The sequence below is a fragment of the Pseudomonas sp. B6001 genome (assembly GCF_013386015.1).
GTDB lineage: Bacteria > Pseudomonadota > Gammaproteobacteria > Pseudomonadales > Pseudomonadaceae > Aquipseudomonas.
Genome location: NZ_JACAOX010000022.1, coordinates 10,280 through 24,796, shown reverse-complemented (window position 1 = coordinate 24,796; position 14,517 = coordinate 10,280). Strand labels below are relative to the sequence as shown.

Genomic DNA, 14,517 nt, shown 5'->3' with positions numbered 1-14,517 from the left:
GAACCCCAGGATGCCTTTCGACCCGATTTCACCGCACTACCAGCGCATTCGCGAACAGATCGCCCACGATATCGCGGCGGGTGTGCCGCAGGCGGATGAGAAATTCCCGTCCGAACGGGAGATGATCGAGCGCTTCGGCTGCACCCGGGTCACCTTGCGCCAGGCCTTGCAGCAGCTGGAAGCCGAAGGCCTGGTGTACCGGGAAAACCGTCGCGGCTGGTTTGTCAGCCCCCGGCGCATCCGCTATGACCCGACGCGCATCAGCGGCTTCATGGATTACGTAAGTGCCCAAGGCCGTACGCCGCGCACCGAATGCCTGCACGCAGAGCTGCGCCCCGCGGGCGACTGGCTGGCCAGGCGGATGGGCCTCGCGTCGGCGGATGAGCCGATGTTTTTCCTGCAACGGCGGCGCTGGATCGACCGACGGCCGGTGTTGCTGGAGTTCAACGCGCTGCTGGCCAGCTGGTGCCCTGGGCTGCTGGAGGCTGACCTGAATACCTCGCTGACCCAACTGCTGCGGGAGCGGTTTTCCCGGGTGCTGTCGCGGTGTGAGCTGGAGATGCACATTGGCACGGTGAATGAAGAACAGGCCGAGTTGCTGCAATTGTCCACCGGTTCCACCAGCGTGTATCTGGAACGCTTGAACTTCGGCGAGGATGACCAGCCGGTGGAGTTTGACCAGGAATTCTGGCGTCCGGATGCATTGTCCGTCGTGATGGAGACGCGCTACCCCGGGACGTGAATTTCACACCTGTGAAAGCTTGTGACTTGTTGCCAACGAACCCGTTTTCACTCGCTTGCAGCCCCTACTATCGAGTCCTCGTGCGCCCCTCACATGGACTGAACCGATGATCACCCGCCCCGAAAAATCCGCGTCGCCCCGCGTCGATCAACCCAACGCTCCCGAGCGGGTTTTCGACGCCGTCCTGAACAAAGCCAAAATCCTTGCCAGCACCGGGCCGGGCGACAAAACCCTTAAGCCCGAGGACTACAAGGAAGTCACCGCCCTCCCGGCCAAGCTCGACATCGACAAGCTCAAGGTCATTTCCGAAGACAAGGACGCCGGGGTGATCTACTTCGAACAGGACGGCGCCAAATACAAGATCAGCGCCGAGGGCGCGGCCAACGCCCAGGACGGTTTCGACGTGCTGAAAAACCTGCGCTTCGGCCATGCCGTAGCCCCGGTCAACCAGGGCGGGCCCGACGAAGGTACCCCGCTGTACACCTTCCTCCAGACCCTGGCCGAAACCCAGGGCACCCCGGCCGGCAAGGCCATCGTCGAAAGCCTGAAGAACCCCGACCAGCAACTGCTGCGCGAAGACGGCGACGGCGTGCGCCTGGCCAACATCAAATCCGTGGGCAAGGCTGAAGACGGCATCCTCAAGGTCAGCCTTGAAAACGGCAAGACTCTGGTCATTTCCGAATTGCTCACGCCCCAGGCGTTCAGCACCTACACCCAGGCCGGGGTGACCAAGGAAGCCCTCAATGACGGCAAATCCAAAGGTTATGAAGAAGTCACCAGCCTGCCGGGCGACCTCGATTTCAGCCAGTTGAAAGTGGTGTCCGAAGACAGCAGCGCCGGAGTGATCCTGTTCGAACACCAGGGCCACAAGTACGCGATCAGCAAGTCCGAAGCCGACCTGCCGCAGCCCGGCGCCGACCTCAGCAACCCCAACCCCAACGCGGGCGGCACCTTCTACAACTTCCTCCACGCCGTGCACGCCAGCGAAGGCTCGCAGGCCTTCGACTACATCAAGAACGCCCAGTCCCTGCCCGGCCAGGAACTGCTGCGCAAGGACGAGGCCAGCCTGAAGCTGGGCGACATCAGCAAGGTCGACGCGCCCATGGACGGCATCCTGGTGGTCAACCAGGCCGACGGTAAACTGCTGGTGGTGTCCAAGGACATCACCCCCGAAGCCTTCGCCGCCTACACCAGCAAGGGCCAAACCCTGGCCGGCATCGAAAAGGCCAAGGGCGACGGCTACACCCTCGCCGCCCCGGACGCTTACCTGGCCTCCACCGAAGACATCATGAGCGTCGGCGGCGCCGGTGATTATGGCCCGGGCCTGATCGCCTTCACCCAGCACAAGCCGGGGGGCAGCGAAGAGAAAATCGTGGTGTCGGAAGACAGCAATCCACAGATGTTCGAGCAGATTTCCAGCTACCGCAGCGACATCGCCGCGCAAACCACCGACGTCGACAAGCTGCGCACCGACAACGGCCTGCCGCCCCTCAAGGACGTCTCCGTCGACAACCTGACCACCACCGAGAAAGATGACAGCGGCAACCCGCTGTCGGTGCAGGACCTGTCGATGAAGACCCTGGTGGACAGCTACCGCGCCGGGGTCAAGGACGGCAGCATCGGCAAGGACGACCCGCGCGCCAAGTTCCTGCGGGCGGTGGAAGCCAGGAGCATGGCCGACAACGGCATGTCGATCATTCCCGAGCACGGCTTCGGCAACCAGGGCATCGCCACCACGCCCATCGACGTGACCTCGCGGGATGTACGCGACAACATCTTCGACCCCAAGGCCATCGACCAGACCATCAACGACCTGCTCGGCGACTCGACCATCCAGCACGACATCAAGGCCAACCACGACGCAGCCCTGGGCAAGGTCGACGGCGGCCAGGCGAAGGTCGATGAGACCAGGCAGCGCCTGATCGACAGCACCTCCTCGGAGAACTTCACCCAGTACATCAAGTCCCTGCAGGACAGCGGCAAGACCGAACTGGCCACCCAGGAAATCCAGACCGCCTACACCGCCCTGGCCGATATCGACCCGGCCAAGGCCGACAACTTCCTGCAAAACCTGCAGATCGACGGCTACACCGATGCCGTTGAAAAGCTGATGGACGATCCCACCAAGATCTCCGACGACAACACCGCCCTGGCCACCACCGACAACACCATGGCAATCCTGTCGATGCTCAAGGGCAGTGCCGACGGCCTGCCGCGCCAGGCGCTGGGGGTGTATTCGAAGTTCGTCGACCAACTGCTCAAGGACAAAAACGCCGCCGCCGAGTTCGGCAAGGCGATGATTTCCCTCGGCGACACCTGGCAGAAAAACGGCGTGATCAGCTTCAGCGACATCGACAAGGCCGTGAGCAAGGAGATCATGCCGGGCCTCAGCGAAGAGAACCGCAGTTCGTTCGTGAAGAACCTCAACTTCCTCAAGGACAACGGCGTACTCGGCTCAGTGGGCGGCGCGATCGGCATGGGCCGTATCGTCTACCAACTCGCCGGACAAGGCGGCAAGCTGGCGGATACGCCGATGAAACGCCTGGGCATCGCCAACGACTTCCTTGGCTTCCTTGGCACCGGCTCGCACTTCGCCACGCTGGGCTTGAAGGTCTACGACAAGTTGCGCGGCACCAACGCCTACAAGCTGATGGGCTTCGACCGTTCCCTGCCCGACCTGTGGGCCAAGCCTGGCGAGGGGTACCACGCGCTGCCCAAGGACGCCGAGGCGGTGCAGAAAAAGTACTTCGAGATCGTCGACCAGGCCATGGACGACGGCAAGGACGTGGGCAAGGCCCTCAACAGCGGCGGCTGGAGCGACGAAGGTGCGGCGAAGATCCAGGAAGGCATTGAAAAAGGCATTGCCAGCCGCGGCGGCGTGGCCGGGGCCGGTTTTGGCGCGAAGTTCGCCAGCAGCGCGATCAAGGTGATCGGCATGGCCACCGACGTGGCAGGCGGCGTGATCAGTGTGGTGCAGGCGGCGTTTACCTTGCGTGATGGTGTGCGCGAGAAAGACCCGGTGAAAATCGCCTCGGGCTCACTGTCGATGGCCGGTGGTGTCAGCAGCCTGGTGGGCGCGGCCGGCGGCGTGCTGGGCACGCTGGGGGTGACCGGGCGGATCATTCCGTTCCTGGGACCGGTGGGTTTCTTGATCTCCGGCGCGTTGTCGTTTGTCGGGGCGATCTTGAGCACGGTGCAGTCCCACAAGCTGCACAAGATCTCGATGCAGAACTGGGACCAGATCCAGGACTTCAAGCAGGACGGGCTGCTCAAGCCCAACGGGGATGAAGCGTACGTGTGGTTGCAGACCTACCTGTCCGACTGGGGCCAGCGGGATGCACCGCAGGACCAGAGCATTTTTGATTTCCGCAAGGAAGAGTGGGATGCGCGGTCGAGTATCCGCGGGGGCGACCATCGGCGGGACCACCCGGACTTTATCGGGGACGGGAATAACCGTAACTCAGAGGACTACAAGTACTCGCTGAAACCGTCGGAATGGACCAATGAGAACCACGACATTGTCTGGCGGGTGGGGGATGGGTATGGGGGTGAGTACCATGATGTGGACAAGCCATAACTGAACTTCCTGACACCCGGCAGAACCCATGTGGGAGCGGGCTTGCTCGCGAAGGCGGTGTGTCAGTCACTGAAAATGTTGACTGACCCACCGCCTTCGCGAGCAAGCCCGCTCCCACATTTTGATCGGTGTTCGGCTCAAGATCGTCAGATCAACCGCGCCGCCACCAACCAGTCCGCCACCGCCTGGAACGAAGCATCCGGCACCGGATCCCCCGGCACCGTCTTGCGCGCAATCGCTTCCGCCAAGCCCTTGTCCGGCGCTTGCGGTATCCCTAAATCAAACGCCTCCTGCAACATCCCCAACGCTTCCTCCGGCGAAGCGCGGCACACCACCACCGGCACCGGCGTTTCACCACGCACATAACGCACGCCTATCACCCAGCCATCGGTGGTGCCGATCATCATCGACGCCCGACCCAACCCCAGCTTGGTGGCCAGCGCCTGCATCTCCTGGCGCTGGCGTCGCCGTTCGCTCTTGATCAACGGGTCGCCGTCAATGTCCTTGCGCTCGCGCTTGGTCTCGCTGCGGGTCATTTTCATGTCGCGGCCGAACAGCCAGCGTTGCATCAACACATCCACCCCGCCCACCAGGATGAAGGCCGCGAGTACGGTAAACACCAGCGGCTTGAGCACCAGGAAAAACGTCGACTCGATACACCCCGCGCCACACCGCGACGACTCCATCAACGCCTGCAACGCATGCCGCCCCACCACGTAGAACGCCACGGCCAACACATGCACCTTGATCAGGCCCTTGATGAACTCCACAAAGTTGCGCAGGGCAAATAGCTTCTTGAAGCCTTCCGCCGGGTTGATACGCTTGAACTCCGGCTTGATCGGCTCCACGGAAAACACAAAGCCACGCATGGTGATGATATTGGTCAGGATCACCACCCCGGTGGTCACCGCCATCACCGGCAGGGTAATGCCGATCACCAGTTGCTCGGCATGGTCCAGCACCCGTGGCCAAACCGTGGCGAAGGGTTCGATGTAGATCTGCGCAGTCAGGTCGATCAGCGCCGTGACCTGGGCCTGGGCCCGGGGCGCGAGGATGGAAATGCACAGGGTGCAGAACAGGATGACCATGCCCGAGACCAAGTCCTGGCTCTTGGCGACCTGGCCTTTCTTTCGCGCGTCCTTGAGTTTTTTATCCGTGGCCGGCTGGGACTTCTCTTCGCTGGTATCGCCCATGCGCTACTCCATGCCCGCGAGGGTTTTCAGCAGCTCCACCGTGCCGCGAAATTCCGCCAACTGGTCCAGCATCAACGGAATCAGGAAGCCGATATAGATCACCATCAGGATCGAGAAAAACAGGTTTTTCACCGGTAACGACAGGTCGAAAATATGCAGGTTCGGCGCCATCCGCGACAGGTACGCCAGCATCAAATCAGTGACCAGCAGCGAGATGATCAGCGGCGACACCATCAGCACTCCGACGCGCATGATCTGGTCGAGAATCGACAGCACCGCCAGCAACGCCGAGCTGGCAAACACCGGGGTAAACGCGGTCACCGGCCACAGCTGGTAGCTGTGGTAATAACCGTCGACCATCAGGATAAAACCGCCGGACATGAAGAACAGCGTGATCAACATCACCGTCAGCAAGGTGGACATCACACTCGACTCCCCGGTGGACAACGGGTCCACCAGTTGCGCCATGGTCGAACCGCGCTGCAGGTCGATCAACTCCCCCGCCACTTCCGCCGCCCAGAACGGAATGCCGAACAACAGGCCGATCAAGATGCCGATCAGGAATTCCTTGATCAGCAACCCGGCGATAAACAGGCTGCCGTGGTTGGGCATCGAGGTCATGGCGTCGAACACCGGCATGAACATCGGGATCGAAATCGCCACGGCCACGCAGCCGCGAATCATCCCGGTGAGCCCGAGGCGGTTGAACGCCGGGGTGATCACCACCACGCCCATGGCCCGGCAGGCCGCCAGCGAGGCCGAGCTGATCACCGGGTAGGCGACTTCGAGAAACTGTGCGGTAAGGCTGGCATCCATGGGCGGTCAGCGCGTCCACAAGGGGAAGTTGTCCAGCACCTGGCTGCCGAGTTCCGCCACTTGCCCGGCGAGCACCGGGCCGAGGAACACGATAGTCAACAACACCGCCACCAGCTTCACCACCTGGGGCAGGGTCTGGTCCTGGATCTGGGTCAGCGCCTGGAACAGGCCCACGCTCAAACCCACGATGATCGCCACCCCCAGCGCAGGCGCGGAGAGCATCAGCACGGTCATCAGTGCCTGTTTCATCAATGACAGGAAAACGTCCTGGCCCATGGGTCTTGCCTCAGCCGTAACTCAGAATCAAACCGTGCATCAGGCGCGACCAGCCGCTCAATGACACGAACAGGAAGATTTTCAGTGGGATCGAGATCAGGTTCGGCGAGACCATCGACATGCCCATCGCCATCAGCACGTTGGACACCAGCAAATCCACCACCAGGAACGGGATGTACAGCAGGAACCCGATCTCGAAGGCCCGGGTCAGCTCCGAACTGACAAACGCCGGGATCAGCACCACCAGGTCGTCATCCCGCAGGTCGGCACGGGCTTCCGGCGACCAGATGGTCTCGGTGGCCTGCACAAAAAAGCCGCGCTCGGACTCGTTGGCAAACCGTGCCAGGTGCGCCTGTAGCGGCGGGCGCAAGGCGTCGCCGAGGTCCTTGAGTTGCTCGACGTGCTCGATATTCAGGTCGCGGCCCTCTACCTGGCGGTACATGTCGCCAATCAACGGCGTGGTGACGTACACCGAGAGAATCAGCGCGATGCCGTACAGCACCAGGTTCGGCGGCGTCTGCTGCACGCCCAGGGCGTTGCGGATCAGGAACAGCACCACCGAGATTTTCATGAAGCCGGTGAGGGTCACCACCGCCAACGGGATCAACCCGATGGTGGCAACCACCAGGATGATCTCGATCAGGTTCGGCTGATAACCGGTCATGGGGTGGCGAAACTCAGCAGGCGCACGCCCAGGCCGTCACCGATTTTCACCAGTTGGCCCTGGCCGACGCGACGGCCGTTGACCATCAGGTCGACGCCATCCACGGTCGGCGTATTCAGTTGCAGCAGGCTGCCCGCCCCCAGTTCCCGCAGTTGCGCCAGGGTCAGTTCCAGGCTGCCGACCTGGCACACCAGCTTGAGGGGCAAATCGTCCAGGGCCGCGGCGGCATCGACGTCAGTCATTGTGTTCTCCATGTCCAAAAGGGGCGTGTTCAGAGGTTCCTGCACCTGCAGCGACGAGCCGTCGCGCTGGCAGCGGGCTTGCAGGCGGCCCTCAAGGTCCAGCAGCCAGCCGCTGCCAGGTTCGAGCATCAGCACATCGCCGGGCTGCAGGCTGCGCAGCTCGCCGAGGCTCAACCATTGCCGCCCGGCCACTACCGACAGCGTGTGGCGCAACGCCGGCAACGGGTCGGCGTCGATCTGGCCGTGCTGGTCCAGCAACTGGCCCACCAGCACTGCAGCGCTTTCACTCAAGTCCAGTTGGGCGGCCATTGGCGGGTTGTTGCCGAAGGTCAATGTCAGTGCCAGATGCACTGCATAAGGCCGCAGGTCGTCACTGGTTTCGAGCAGTTGCACGGGGTGGCCGAGCAACGGTTCGAGGCGCTCGATCAGGTCCAGCACGGCCAGTTCCAGCAGCAGCGAACGCGGTAATGCCGGCAGCACTTGCGCGTCGAACTGCAACGCCAGCGGCACCAGTACTTGTTCCAGGGCGGCAGCCGAGAGTCGCAAGCGCACCGGTGACTGGCCGAGCAACAGCAACACATCCCGGGGTGTTTTCAGCGGCTGGGGATCGGCGGCCCAGGCGACGCTCAGATCCTGCCCGGCGCAGCGGCCCTGCCACGCATGCCGCCGGCGGTGCAATTGGTTATGCAGCGTGAGCAGCGCCGGGTCGTAGTGCTCAAGCCAGGGCGCCAACGGGTCGGCAAGGGCCACGATCATGTGCCGAGTCCTTGTTCTTCACGCAGCTCGCCGGCCACCCGTTCGCTGCTTTCACGCCCGTCCAGCAGGCTTTGCCAGGCATCGGACTGGCGCTGGCGGCTCAGGCGCTCCTGACGGAACAGGTCGCGCTCACGCTCCTGGGTTTGCAGGGTACTGGACACGTGGCTGACGTCGCCTTCAAGCACCTGCTCATCGTCGGCCAAGCCACGCAGGCGATCCTGGGCGGCCTGCCAACTGGCCACCGACAGGCCTTCGGTCAGCGAGGCGTAAATCTCGCCGGCTTCATGAGCAACGGCCTCACGGTGCAGGCGCAGTTGTTCCTTGGCGTCGGTCAAGGCGCCGTGGGTTTGCGCGCAGCGTTGCTGTTGCGCCGCCAACTGGCTCGCCGCCCGCTGTTCGCGCAGCACCCGCAGGGTTTGCAGGGTGCGCAGTTGTTCAGTCTTCATCGGTTCTTTTCTCCATCGTCATACCAACAGCGCACTCACTGAGTGCATGAAGATCGAATGTGGGAGCTGTCGAGCCCCGGCGAGGCTGCGATAGCGGTGGGTCAGGCAACATTGATGTTGGCTGTGCTGACGCCATCGCAGCCTCGCTGAAGCTCGACAGCTCCCACACTGGAGCTTGCTGCGCTTTCGGGCTCATGCCAGCACCTGGCGCATGCGGATCAAGGTGTGTTCGGGGCTGCTGGGTTCGTCGGCGTTCTGGCGCAGGAAGGCTTCGATTGCCCCATGGCGGGTGATCGCTTCGTCGGCCAGCGGGTCGCTGCCGGCGGAGTACTCGCCGACGCGGATCAGCATTTCGATCTCGCCGTAGCGCGCCATCAATTCACGGATGCGCATCGCCAGGCGCTTGTGTTCGTCACCGGCGACCTGCTCCATCAAGCGGCTGCGGCTGCGCAGCACGTCCACCGCCGGGAAATAGTTGCGCTGCGCCAGTTCGGCGCTGAGGGCGATATGCCCGTCGAGGATCGAACGCGCTTCCTCCGCCACCGGATCGCTGGCGGCGTCGCCTTCGGTGAGCACGGTGTACAGCGCGGTGATGCTGCCGGCAGGGCCCGGGCCGGCGCGCTCGAGCAACTTGGGCAAGGTGGCAAAAAACGACGGCGGATAACCGCGGCGGGTCGGCGGTTCACCCACGGCCAGGCCGATTTCGCGCTGGGCGCGGGCGAACCGCGTGAGGCTGTCCATCAACAACAGTACATTGCGGCCCTGGTCGCGGTGGTACTCGGCCAGGGTGGTGGCGACAAATGCCGCGCGCACCCGCTCGGCGGCCGGGCGGTCGGAGGTGGCGACGACAGCAACGGTGCGTGCGCGGGCCGTGGCGTCCAGTTGCACGTCCAGCAGTTCGCGCACTTCCCTGCCCCGCTCGCCGATCAAACCGATGACAATCACATCGGCCTCGCTGTTGCGGATGATGCTCGCCAACAAGGAGGATTTGCCCACACCGGGCTCGCCGAAGATGCCCATGCGCTGGCCCTGGGCGAGGGTCAGCAAGCCGTCGATGGAGCGGATGCCCAACGCCATGGAGCGCACGATCAATTGCCGGGAGAACGGGGCCGGTGGCTCGGCATGCAAGGGGTAGGTCTGCAGGTTCAGGGTTGGCGGTACACCGTCACCGTCGAGAAACTCGCCCATGGGGCTGATCACTCGCCCCAATTGCGCATCGCCCACGGCCACACCCAGGCTTTCGCCGGTGGCAGTGATTTGCGTGCGGGTCGACAGGCCTTCCATGGAACCGATGGGCGACAGGATCGCTTCGTCGCCATCAAAACCGATCACTTCGGCGCTGAGGCTGCGGCCACTGACCGGGTCGCGCAGGTGGCATAGTTCACCGATGCTCGCGCCCGCCACGCTGGCCCGCAGCAACACCCCGCGAATGCTCAGCACCGTGCCCTGCATCGGACGCAAGCGGGCCTGGGACAGCCGCTCGGTCAGGCGCGGCAGCAGTTGATCGAGGTTCATGCCACGCCCTCTTCGGCAAAGGGCAACAGGCTGCGGCGCAGGCTTTGCAGTTGCGCCTCCAGCCCCAGCTCAACCGAACCCGCCGGGCTGCTCAGGCGGGCCTGGCCGGCGCCCAGTTGCGCATCGGCCTCCACGGCGATGCCGTCCTTGAGCAACTGTGGGCGCAGGGCATTCACTTCGGCGGGCGGCACCCACAACGTCAAGGCCTGGCCCTGGCGAAACGCGCTCAGGGCCTGGCGTGTACAACGCACCACGCGGTCGGTGTCGTCCAGTTCGCCGAGTACTTCACGCACGATGCCCAGGGCCAGGTCCGCCAGCGACGCCTCAAGCCCGGCCAGGTAATGCTGGACCTGGGCCTGGGTCTCCAGCAGCAACTGTGCAACCTGTTCGGCGCCTTCGCGGCGCGCACTTTCAAAACCTTCGGCGCGGGCGGTGTGCAGCCATTGGTCGCTGTCGGCCTTGATCTGCTCGGCGTGCGCCCTGGCGGCTTGCACAAAGGCAAAGCCATCGGTCCATAACGCCGCTTCATCGGCGCGCAAAATCCGCGCGGCCGGACGGCTGGGTAATTCACTCATGGGCAAGCTCCTCGGCGAGTAACCGGGCGGCGACGGTCTGGACGATCTCCAGGTCGCGGGGCAAGCGCCCGCTGTAGCCCTTGGGTGCGACAAACCGCAGGGGCAGCCAGCCTTGCAACTCGGCAGGCTGGGCTTGCAGCCAGGCGGCGACACAGGTGAGGCCATCGCGGTCGATGGCGTCGATCAACTCGGCGGGCTCGCGCAGCAGGTCGGCCGCGCCGCCCAACTGCCGGTGCGCGAGGGCCAGGGCAAAGGCTTCCTGGCCAAGGCCCTCGCGCAATTCATTGACCACTTCGCGGCGGATCTCCCGGCTCAAGGTCGAGCCATGCCAGATCGCACCACACAGCCTGGGCAGACGCGCAAATTGCGCCGGGCTCAGCAGTAGCACCGGCAAATCAGCGGCGGGCGGCGTGACCAGATGCGCCAGCGGCGCCAGCTGATAATGGCTGGCCAGCAGTTGCTCCAGCCGCAAGCGAAAACGCGGCTGCCCATGCAGGGCTTGCAGCACCTCGACCGGCAGGCCTTCGCCAAAACACTCGCCAAGGCTTTGCTCGCGCACAAACTGCAACGGCTGGGCGATCAGCCCCTGCCAACGCTCAACCAGGCTCATTCACCCTCCTTGAGCACATACAACGCCTGGGCCTGGCGCCGCGCCCATTGCTGGCGGGCCAACACACCACCCGCGCCGAGGGCGAGCAGCAGCAAGCCACCGAACAGCAACCGCGCCTGGTTGAGGTTGTCTTCCAACAGCCACAGGCCCATGAAACGCGCGAGTCGCGGTTGCGCCGGGTTCTGGCTGATGGACACCGCGGCCTTGATCGCGGTCACCGACACACCGTCATAGCTCAGGCCGGAAATGCCGTTGGCAACCAGGGTCTTGATCTGCGGAATCAGCGTGTTGATGTCGGTGCCCGGGTCGTAGCGCACCAGCACCGAGGCCGACGACGGCGAAATCACCCGCTTGAGCAGGTCATTGTCCGGCAGCACCACGTGCACCCGCGCCGAGACGATGCCGTCGATCTGCGACACCGAGTGGGACAGTTCTTCGCTCAAGGCATAGATCATCTGCGCCCGCTCCTGCACCGGCGACGACACCAGGCCATTGCCCTTGAACACCTCGCCCATGTTGGAAAAGCTCTGCTGCGGCAGGCCGGCGTTGTCCAGCAGGGTCATGGCCTCGGCGAAGCGCTGTTCGTCGACCACCACTTTCAACTGGCCGTTGTCCTGCACCTTGCGCGTCGCCGGGATGCCGTCGCGCAGCAGCACCGCGACCATGGCGTTGGCGTCGCGCTCGCTGAGGTTGGTGTAGAGGTCCATGTCGCAGGCCTGCAAGAGGCTGGCGAGCACGCCGATCAGCAGCAGGCGCAGGGCACGATTCGGGCTTGGCATGGCGTTATTGACCCTTGAGCAGCGTGTTGGCGGAACCGGAAATCTGCGTCGCACCGCGCACCACCATCTGGGTTTCGATGGAGTAGTCGAACATCTTGCCCAGTGAATGGACGATCTGGTCGACCTGCTGCTCGGCAACTTTCTTGCCCGGTTCTGCGTTGGGCGAGGCGCCCGAGGTGCGGATATCCGCAGCGGCCACTTGCGGCGGCGCCGAGGGGTTATTGGTGAGCAAATCGGCGCGCTCGGAAAAGGTCCGGGAGCGGTCGATAAAACTGTTCAGGCGCTCCATCAGCCCCGAGCCGATCTGATGGGGGCTGGCGCCCTCGGGCATGCCCTTGGCCGTATTGGCCATGTGCTCGAACAGATTCTGCGAGGCCCCGGCGGGCCCCGCGCCGGCGGACGGCGGCAAGGCCGTGGCGCTGGCAGCGAGACTGATGGTCATGGGTGCGCCCTACTCTTCGTCGTCATCGGACATGGCGTCATTCAGCATTTCCTGGGCCTTGGGCATGATGATGAATTGGCCGCCGATGGTGACCGCCTGGGTGATCAGGGCATCGGTGAATTCGGCGTCGGTCATCTCCGGTTTATCGGCGCTCTTGGCGTTGTCCACCGCGGCGTTGAACTTGGCTTCAGGGCTGGCGCCACCGGGGGCGAGGTTGCTGTCTACGGCGGTTACGGACATGGTCATGCTCCTTTACTGGGGTTGGGGTGAATCAAGGGGTTTCAGTGCTCACTTGGGCGCCGCGAAACACCCGCACGCCGTGCTCGCGCGCCACCACCGGCGCGGCGGCCTTGGGCTGCAGGTGATCCACATGCTGCTGGACCAGCGCCAGGTACGGCGGCGGCCCGGAGACGAAGACTTCATCGCCCTCGGGGCCGTTACGCATCGACAACTGCTGGCCGAACACATCGAGGTTGTTTAGATAGGCCTGCAACTGATCCAGGTTCAGGGCGTTGGCCTTGAACAGCCTGGTGGTGATTTCATCGCTGGCATTGAGGTACAGCAGGTTGCCGTCGAAATACCAGGTCAGGCCATTGGTGCTGCACAGCGTCTGCAAAAACTCCCCGGCGGTGGCTGCACGCACGGTGCTGCGGGCCTTGCCGCGGACCTTGTCGGAGAGCACCAGCGGGATATCGAGGTTGTGGCCGAACTCTTCGAGGGCGGCGCGCACGTCCTGGTCCACCAGCACATAGGCGTAGGGTTTGGCGAACCATTCGGGCTCTTCGTCGGCGTGGGCGATCGAGGCACCCAACAGCACCGACAGACATAGGAGCGCCATGGAAAATATGCTTACATGACGTCCGCCTTCGCCCAACGAGTTGTGACGATGACCAAACACTTTTTGCTTGCCGGCAGCCTGTTGCTGGCTGCCTGTTCCAATACTGCGCCGAGCGATTCCGACCGCTCGCTGAAGCTGGCCGACGACCTGAACAAACGCGGCGACTACGCCAGCGCGGCGGCGCTGTACGAACGTGCGGCCCAGCAACCGGGCGCAAGCATCGACTTGTGGCTCAAACTCGGCCAGGCACGGCTCGACGGCAACGACGCGGTCGGTGCCGAGCGCGCCTTCCAACAGGCCCTCGGCCTTCAAGCCCACAACGCCGACGCCCTGCTGGGACTGGGCACCGCGCAACTGCGCCTTGGCAAAAGCCAACGCGCCGTGACCGCCCTGGGCCAGGCCGCCGAGGCCAGCCAGTCGCCGGTCGCCTACACCCGACTGGGCATTGCCCAGGTGTTGAACGGCCAGGCCGTCGCGGCACAAACCGCGTTCGCCAAAAGCCTGAGCCTGCAACCCGACGACCTCGACAGCCGCTGCAACCTGGCCCTGGCCTACGCCCTTGGCGGCCAGGCGCAGCAGGCCTTGGACACCATCGCCCCCGTCACCCAATCGCCCCGCGCGTTGCCACGGCATCAGCGTAATGAGTTGTTGGTGCTGGTGTTGGCGGGTTACGAACAACGGGTGGCCAGCTTGCCGCTGGACGATATTCCGGCGGCTGAGCGCGCACGCCTGATTACGGAAGCCAACCGCATCAAAGCCATCAGCGATCCGATTGCGCAAGCGCGTGAGTTGGGGTTGGTGGACACGCACTAAATCCAACTGCTTTTGATCTTGCTGTTGCCCTGCTTTTGACGTTGCTTTTGATCTATCAGGCCCCGTTAAACCACGCTGGCCGAACGCAGGCTTTGGAGCGTGGGTAACCCGGCAGGACGCCGGGTTAGCCGCGCTGGGCCAAGGATGGCCCATCGCGGCGGCCCACGGTCCAAAGCCGGAGTGAGGGCACACCGAGCCTAAGCGAGGTGCCGAGTGGTGGGGCAAAGACCTTT

The 14,517-nt window shown here is 63.8% G+C and carries 16 protein-coding genes; 3 read left to right on the top strand and 13 right to left on the bottom strand.

Annotated features, from left to right (window positions below):
• Positions 1-10 precede the first annotated feature (10 nt).
• Both HX821_RS24425 and HX821_RS24420 read left to right on the top strand, forming a co-directional pair.
• Positions 11-742: a UTRA domain-containing protein gene (locus HX821_RS24425; protein ID WP_177023005.1), complete on the top strand. Its 732-nt coding sequence runs from the start codon at positions 11-13 to the stop codon at positions 740-742.
• 106 nt (positions 743-848) lie between these two features.
• Positions 849-4,319: a hypothetical protein gene (locus HX821_RS24420; protein ID WP_177036593.1), complete on the top strand. Its 3,471-nt coding sequence runs from the start codon at positions 849-851 to the stop codon at positions 4,317-4,319.
• 146 nt (positions 4,320-4,465) lie between these two features.
• On the opposite strand, the gene HX821_RS24415 is transcribed toward HX821_RS24420, so the two are convergent.
• From HX821_RS24415 to HX821_RS24355, 13 genes are all read right to left on the bottom strand, one after another.
• Positions 4,466-5,512 carry an EscU/YscU/HrcU family type III secretion system export apparatus switch protein gene (locus HX821_RS24415; protein WP_003208311.1) on the bottom strand — a complete coding sequence of 349 codons (1,047 nt, stop codon included), beginning with the start codon at positions 5,510-5,512 and terminating at the stop codon, positions 4,466-4,468.
• 3 nt (positions 5,513-5,515) lie between these two features.
• Positions 5,516-6,328, bottom strand: coding sequence for a type III secretion system export apparatus subunit SctT (sctT, locus tag HX821_RS24410; protein ID WP_003208312.1), 813 nt, complete (start codon positions 6,326-6,328; stop codon positions 5,516-5,518).
• A 6-nt stretch (positions 6,329-6,334) separates the two neighbouring features.
• Complete coding sequence (sctS, locus tag HX821_RS24405) at positions 6,335-6,604, bottom strand: type III secretion system export apparatus subunit SctS (RefSeq protein ID WP_003208314.1); 270 nt, start codon at positions 6,602-6,604, stop codon at positions 6,335-6,337.
• Between the two features lie 10 nt (positions 6,605-6,614).
• Positions 6,615-7,268: a type III secretion system export apparatus subunit SctR gene (gene sctR, locus HX821_RS24400; protein ID WP_003208316.1), complete on the bottom strand. Its 654-nt coding sequence runs from the start codon at positions 7,266-7,268 to the stop codon at positions 6,615-6,617.
• Positions 7,265-8,266 carry a type III secretion system cytoplasmic ring protein SctQ gene (sctQ, locus tag HX821_RS24395; RefSeq protein WP_008433160.1) on the bottom strand — a complete coding sequence of 334 codons (1,002 nt, stop codon included), beginning with the start codon at positions 8,264-8,266 and terminating at the stop codon, positions 7,265-7,267. The genes sctR and sctQ overlap by 4 nt, the downstream gene beginning before the upstream one ends.
• The gene (locus HX821_RS24390; protein ID WP_102369490.1) at positions 8,263-8,712 is read right to left on the bottom strand and encodes a hypothetical protein; all 450 of its coding nucleotides are present in this window, start codon (positions 8,710-8,712) and stop codon (positions 8,263-8,265) included. Before HX821_RS24390 ends, sctQ begins: the two co-directional genes overlap by 4 nt.
• A gap of 192 nt (positions 8,713-8,904) precedes the next feature.
• Positions 8,905-10,227, bottom strand: a complete 1,323-nt coding sequence (locus HX821_RS24385) for a FliI/YscN family ATPase (RefSeq protein ID WP_102369491.1) — start codon at positions 10,225-10,227, stop codon at positions 8,905-8,907.
• The gene (locus HX821_RS24380) at positions 10,224-10,802 is read right to left on the bottom strand and encodes a FliH/SctL family protein (RefSeq protein WP_008433162.1); all 579 of its coding nucleotides are present in this window, start codon (positions 10,800-10,802) and stop codon (positions 10,224-10,226) included. Before HX821_RS24380 ends, HX821_RS24385 begins: the two co-directional genes overlap by 4 nt.
• Positions 10,795-11,412, bottom strand: a complete 618-nt coding sequence (locus HX821_RS24375; RefSeq protein ID WP_177036591.1) for a type III secretion protein — start codon at positions 11,410-11,412, stop codon at positions 10,795-10,797. Before HX821_RS24375 ends, HX821_RS24380 begins: the two co-directional genes overlap by 8 nt.
• Positions 11,409-12,191 carry a type III secretion system inner membrane ring lipoprotein SctJ gene (gene sctJ / locus HX821_RS24370; RefSeq protein ID WP_003208326.1) on the bottom strand — a complete coding sequence of 261 codons (783 nt, stop codon included), beginning with the start codon at positions 12,189-12,191 and terminating at the stop codon, positions 11,409-11,411. The genes HX821_RS24375 and sctJ overlap by 4 nt, the downstream gene beginning before the upstream one ends.
• A gap of 4 nt (positions 12,192-12,195) precedes the next feature.
• The gene (locus HX821_RS24365; protein WP_177036589.1) at positions 12,196-12,633 is read right to left on the bottom strand and encodes a hypothetical protein; all 438 of its coding nucleotides are present in this window, start codon (positions 12,631-12,633) and stop codon (positions 12,196-12,198) included.
• A gap of 9 nt (positions 12,634-12,642) precedes the next feature.
• Positions 12,643-12,873 (bottom strand): hypothetical protein, encoded by a 231-nt coding sequence (locus tag HX821_RS24360; protein WP_003208330.1) that lies wholly within the window; start codon positions 12,871-12,873, stop codon positions 12,643-12,645.
• A 31-nt stretch (positions 12,874-12,904) separates the two neighbouring features.
• The gene (locus HX821_RS24355; protein ID WP_102369493.1) at positions 12,905-13,471 is read right to left on the bottom strand and encodes a type III secretion protein; all 567 of its coding nucleotides are present in this window, start codon (positions 13,469-13,471) and stop codon (positions 12,905-12,907) included.
• A gap of 48 nt (positions 13,472-13,519) precedes the next feature.
• On the opposite strand from HX821_RS24355, the gene HX821_RS24350 reads away from it, so the two are divergent.
• On the top strand, positions 13,520-14,284 hold the full coding sequence (locus HX821_RS24350; RefSeq protein WP_134326973.1) for a tetratricopeptide repeat protein: 765 nt from the start codon (positions 13,520-13,522) through the stop codon (positions 14,282-14,284).
• Positions 14,285-14,517 lie beyond the last annotated feature (233 nt).

Excerpts from the sequence above, each read along its gene's own strand:
- HX821_RS24425 (WP_177023005.1), top strand. The coding sequence starts at position 11 with ATGCCTTTCGACCCGATTTCACCGCACTACCAGCGCATTCGCGAACAG.
- HX821_RS24420 (WP_177036593.1), top strand. The coding sequence starts at position 849 with ATGATCACCCGCCCCGAAAAATCCGCGTCGCCCCGCGTCGATCAACCC.
- HX821_RS24415 (WP_003208311.1), bottom strand. The coding sequence starts at position 5,512 with ATGGGCGATACCAGCGAAGAGAAGTCCCAGCCGGCCACGGATAAAAAA.
- sctT (WP_003208312.1), bottom strand. The coding sequence starts at position 6,328 with ATGGATGCCAGCCTTACCGCACAGTTTCTCGAAGTCGCCTACCCGGTG.
- sctS (WP_003208314.1), bottom strand. The coding sequence starts at position 6,604 with ATGGGCCAGGACGTTTTCCTGTCATTGATGAAACAGGCACTGATGACC.
- sctR (WP_003208316.1), bottom strand. The coding sequence starts at position 7,268 with ATGACCGGTTATCAGCCGAACCTGATCGAGATCATCCTGGTGGTTGCC.
- sctQ (WP_008433160.1), bottom strand. The coding sequence starts at position 8,266 with ATGATCGTGGCCCTTGCCGACCCGTTGGCGCCCTGGCTTGAGCACTAC.
- HX821_RS24390 (WP_102369490.1), bottom strand. The coding sequence starts at position 8,712 with ATGAAGACTGAACAACTGCGCACCCTGCAAACCCTGCGGGTGCTGCGC.
- HX821_RS24385 (WP_102369491.1), bottom strand. The coding sequence starts at position 10,227 with ATGAACCTCGATCAACTGCTGCCGCGCCTGACCGAGCGGCTGTCCCAG.
- HX821_RS24380 (WP_008433162.1), bottom strand. The coding sequence starts at position 10,802 with ATGAGTGAATTACCCAGCCGTCCGGCCGCGCGGATTTTGCGCGCCGAT.
- HX821_RS24375 (WP_177036591.1), bottom strand. The coding sequence starts at position 11,412 with ATGAGCCTGGTTGAGCGTTGGCAGGGGCTGATCGCCCAGCCGTTGCAG.
- sctJ (WP_003208326.1), bottom strand. The coding sequence starts at position 12,191 with ATGCCAAGCCCGAATCGTGCCCTGCGCCTGCTGCTGATCGGCGTGCTC.
- HX821_RS24365 (WP_177036589.1), bottom strand. The coding sequence starts at position 12,633 with ATGACCATCAGTCTCGCTGCCAGCGCCACGGCCTTGCCGCCGTCCGCC.
- HX821_RS24360 (WP_003208330.1), bottom strand. The coding sequence starts at position 12,873 with ATGTCCGTAACCGCCGTAGACAGCAACCTCGCCCCCGGTGGCGCCAGC.
- HX821_RS24355 (WP_102369493.1), bottom strand. The coding sequence starts at position 13,471 with ATGGCGCTCCTATGTCTGTCGGTGCTGTTGGGTGCCTCGATCGCCCAC.
- HX821_RS24350 (WP_134326973.1), top strand. The coding sequence starts at position 13,520 with ATGACCAAACACTTTTTGCTTGCCGGCAGCCTGTTGCTGGCTGCCTGT.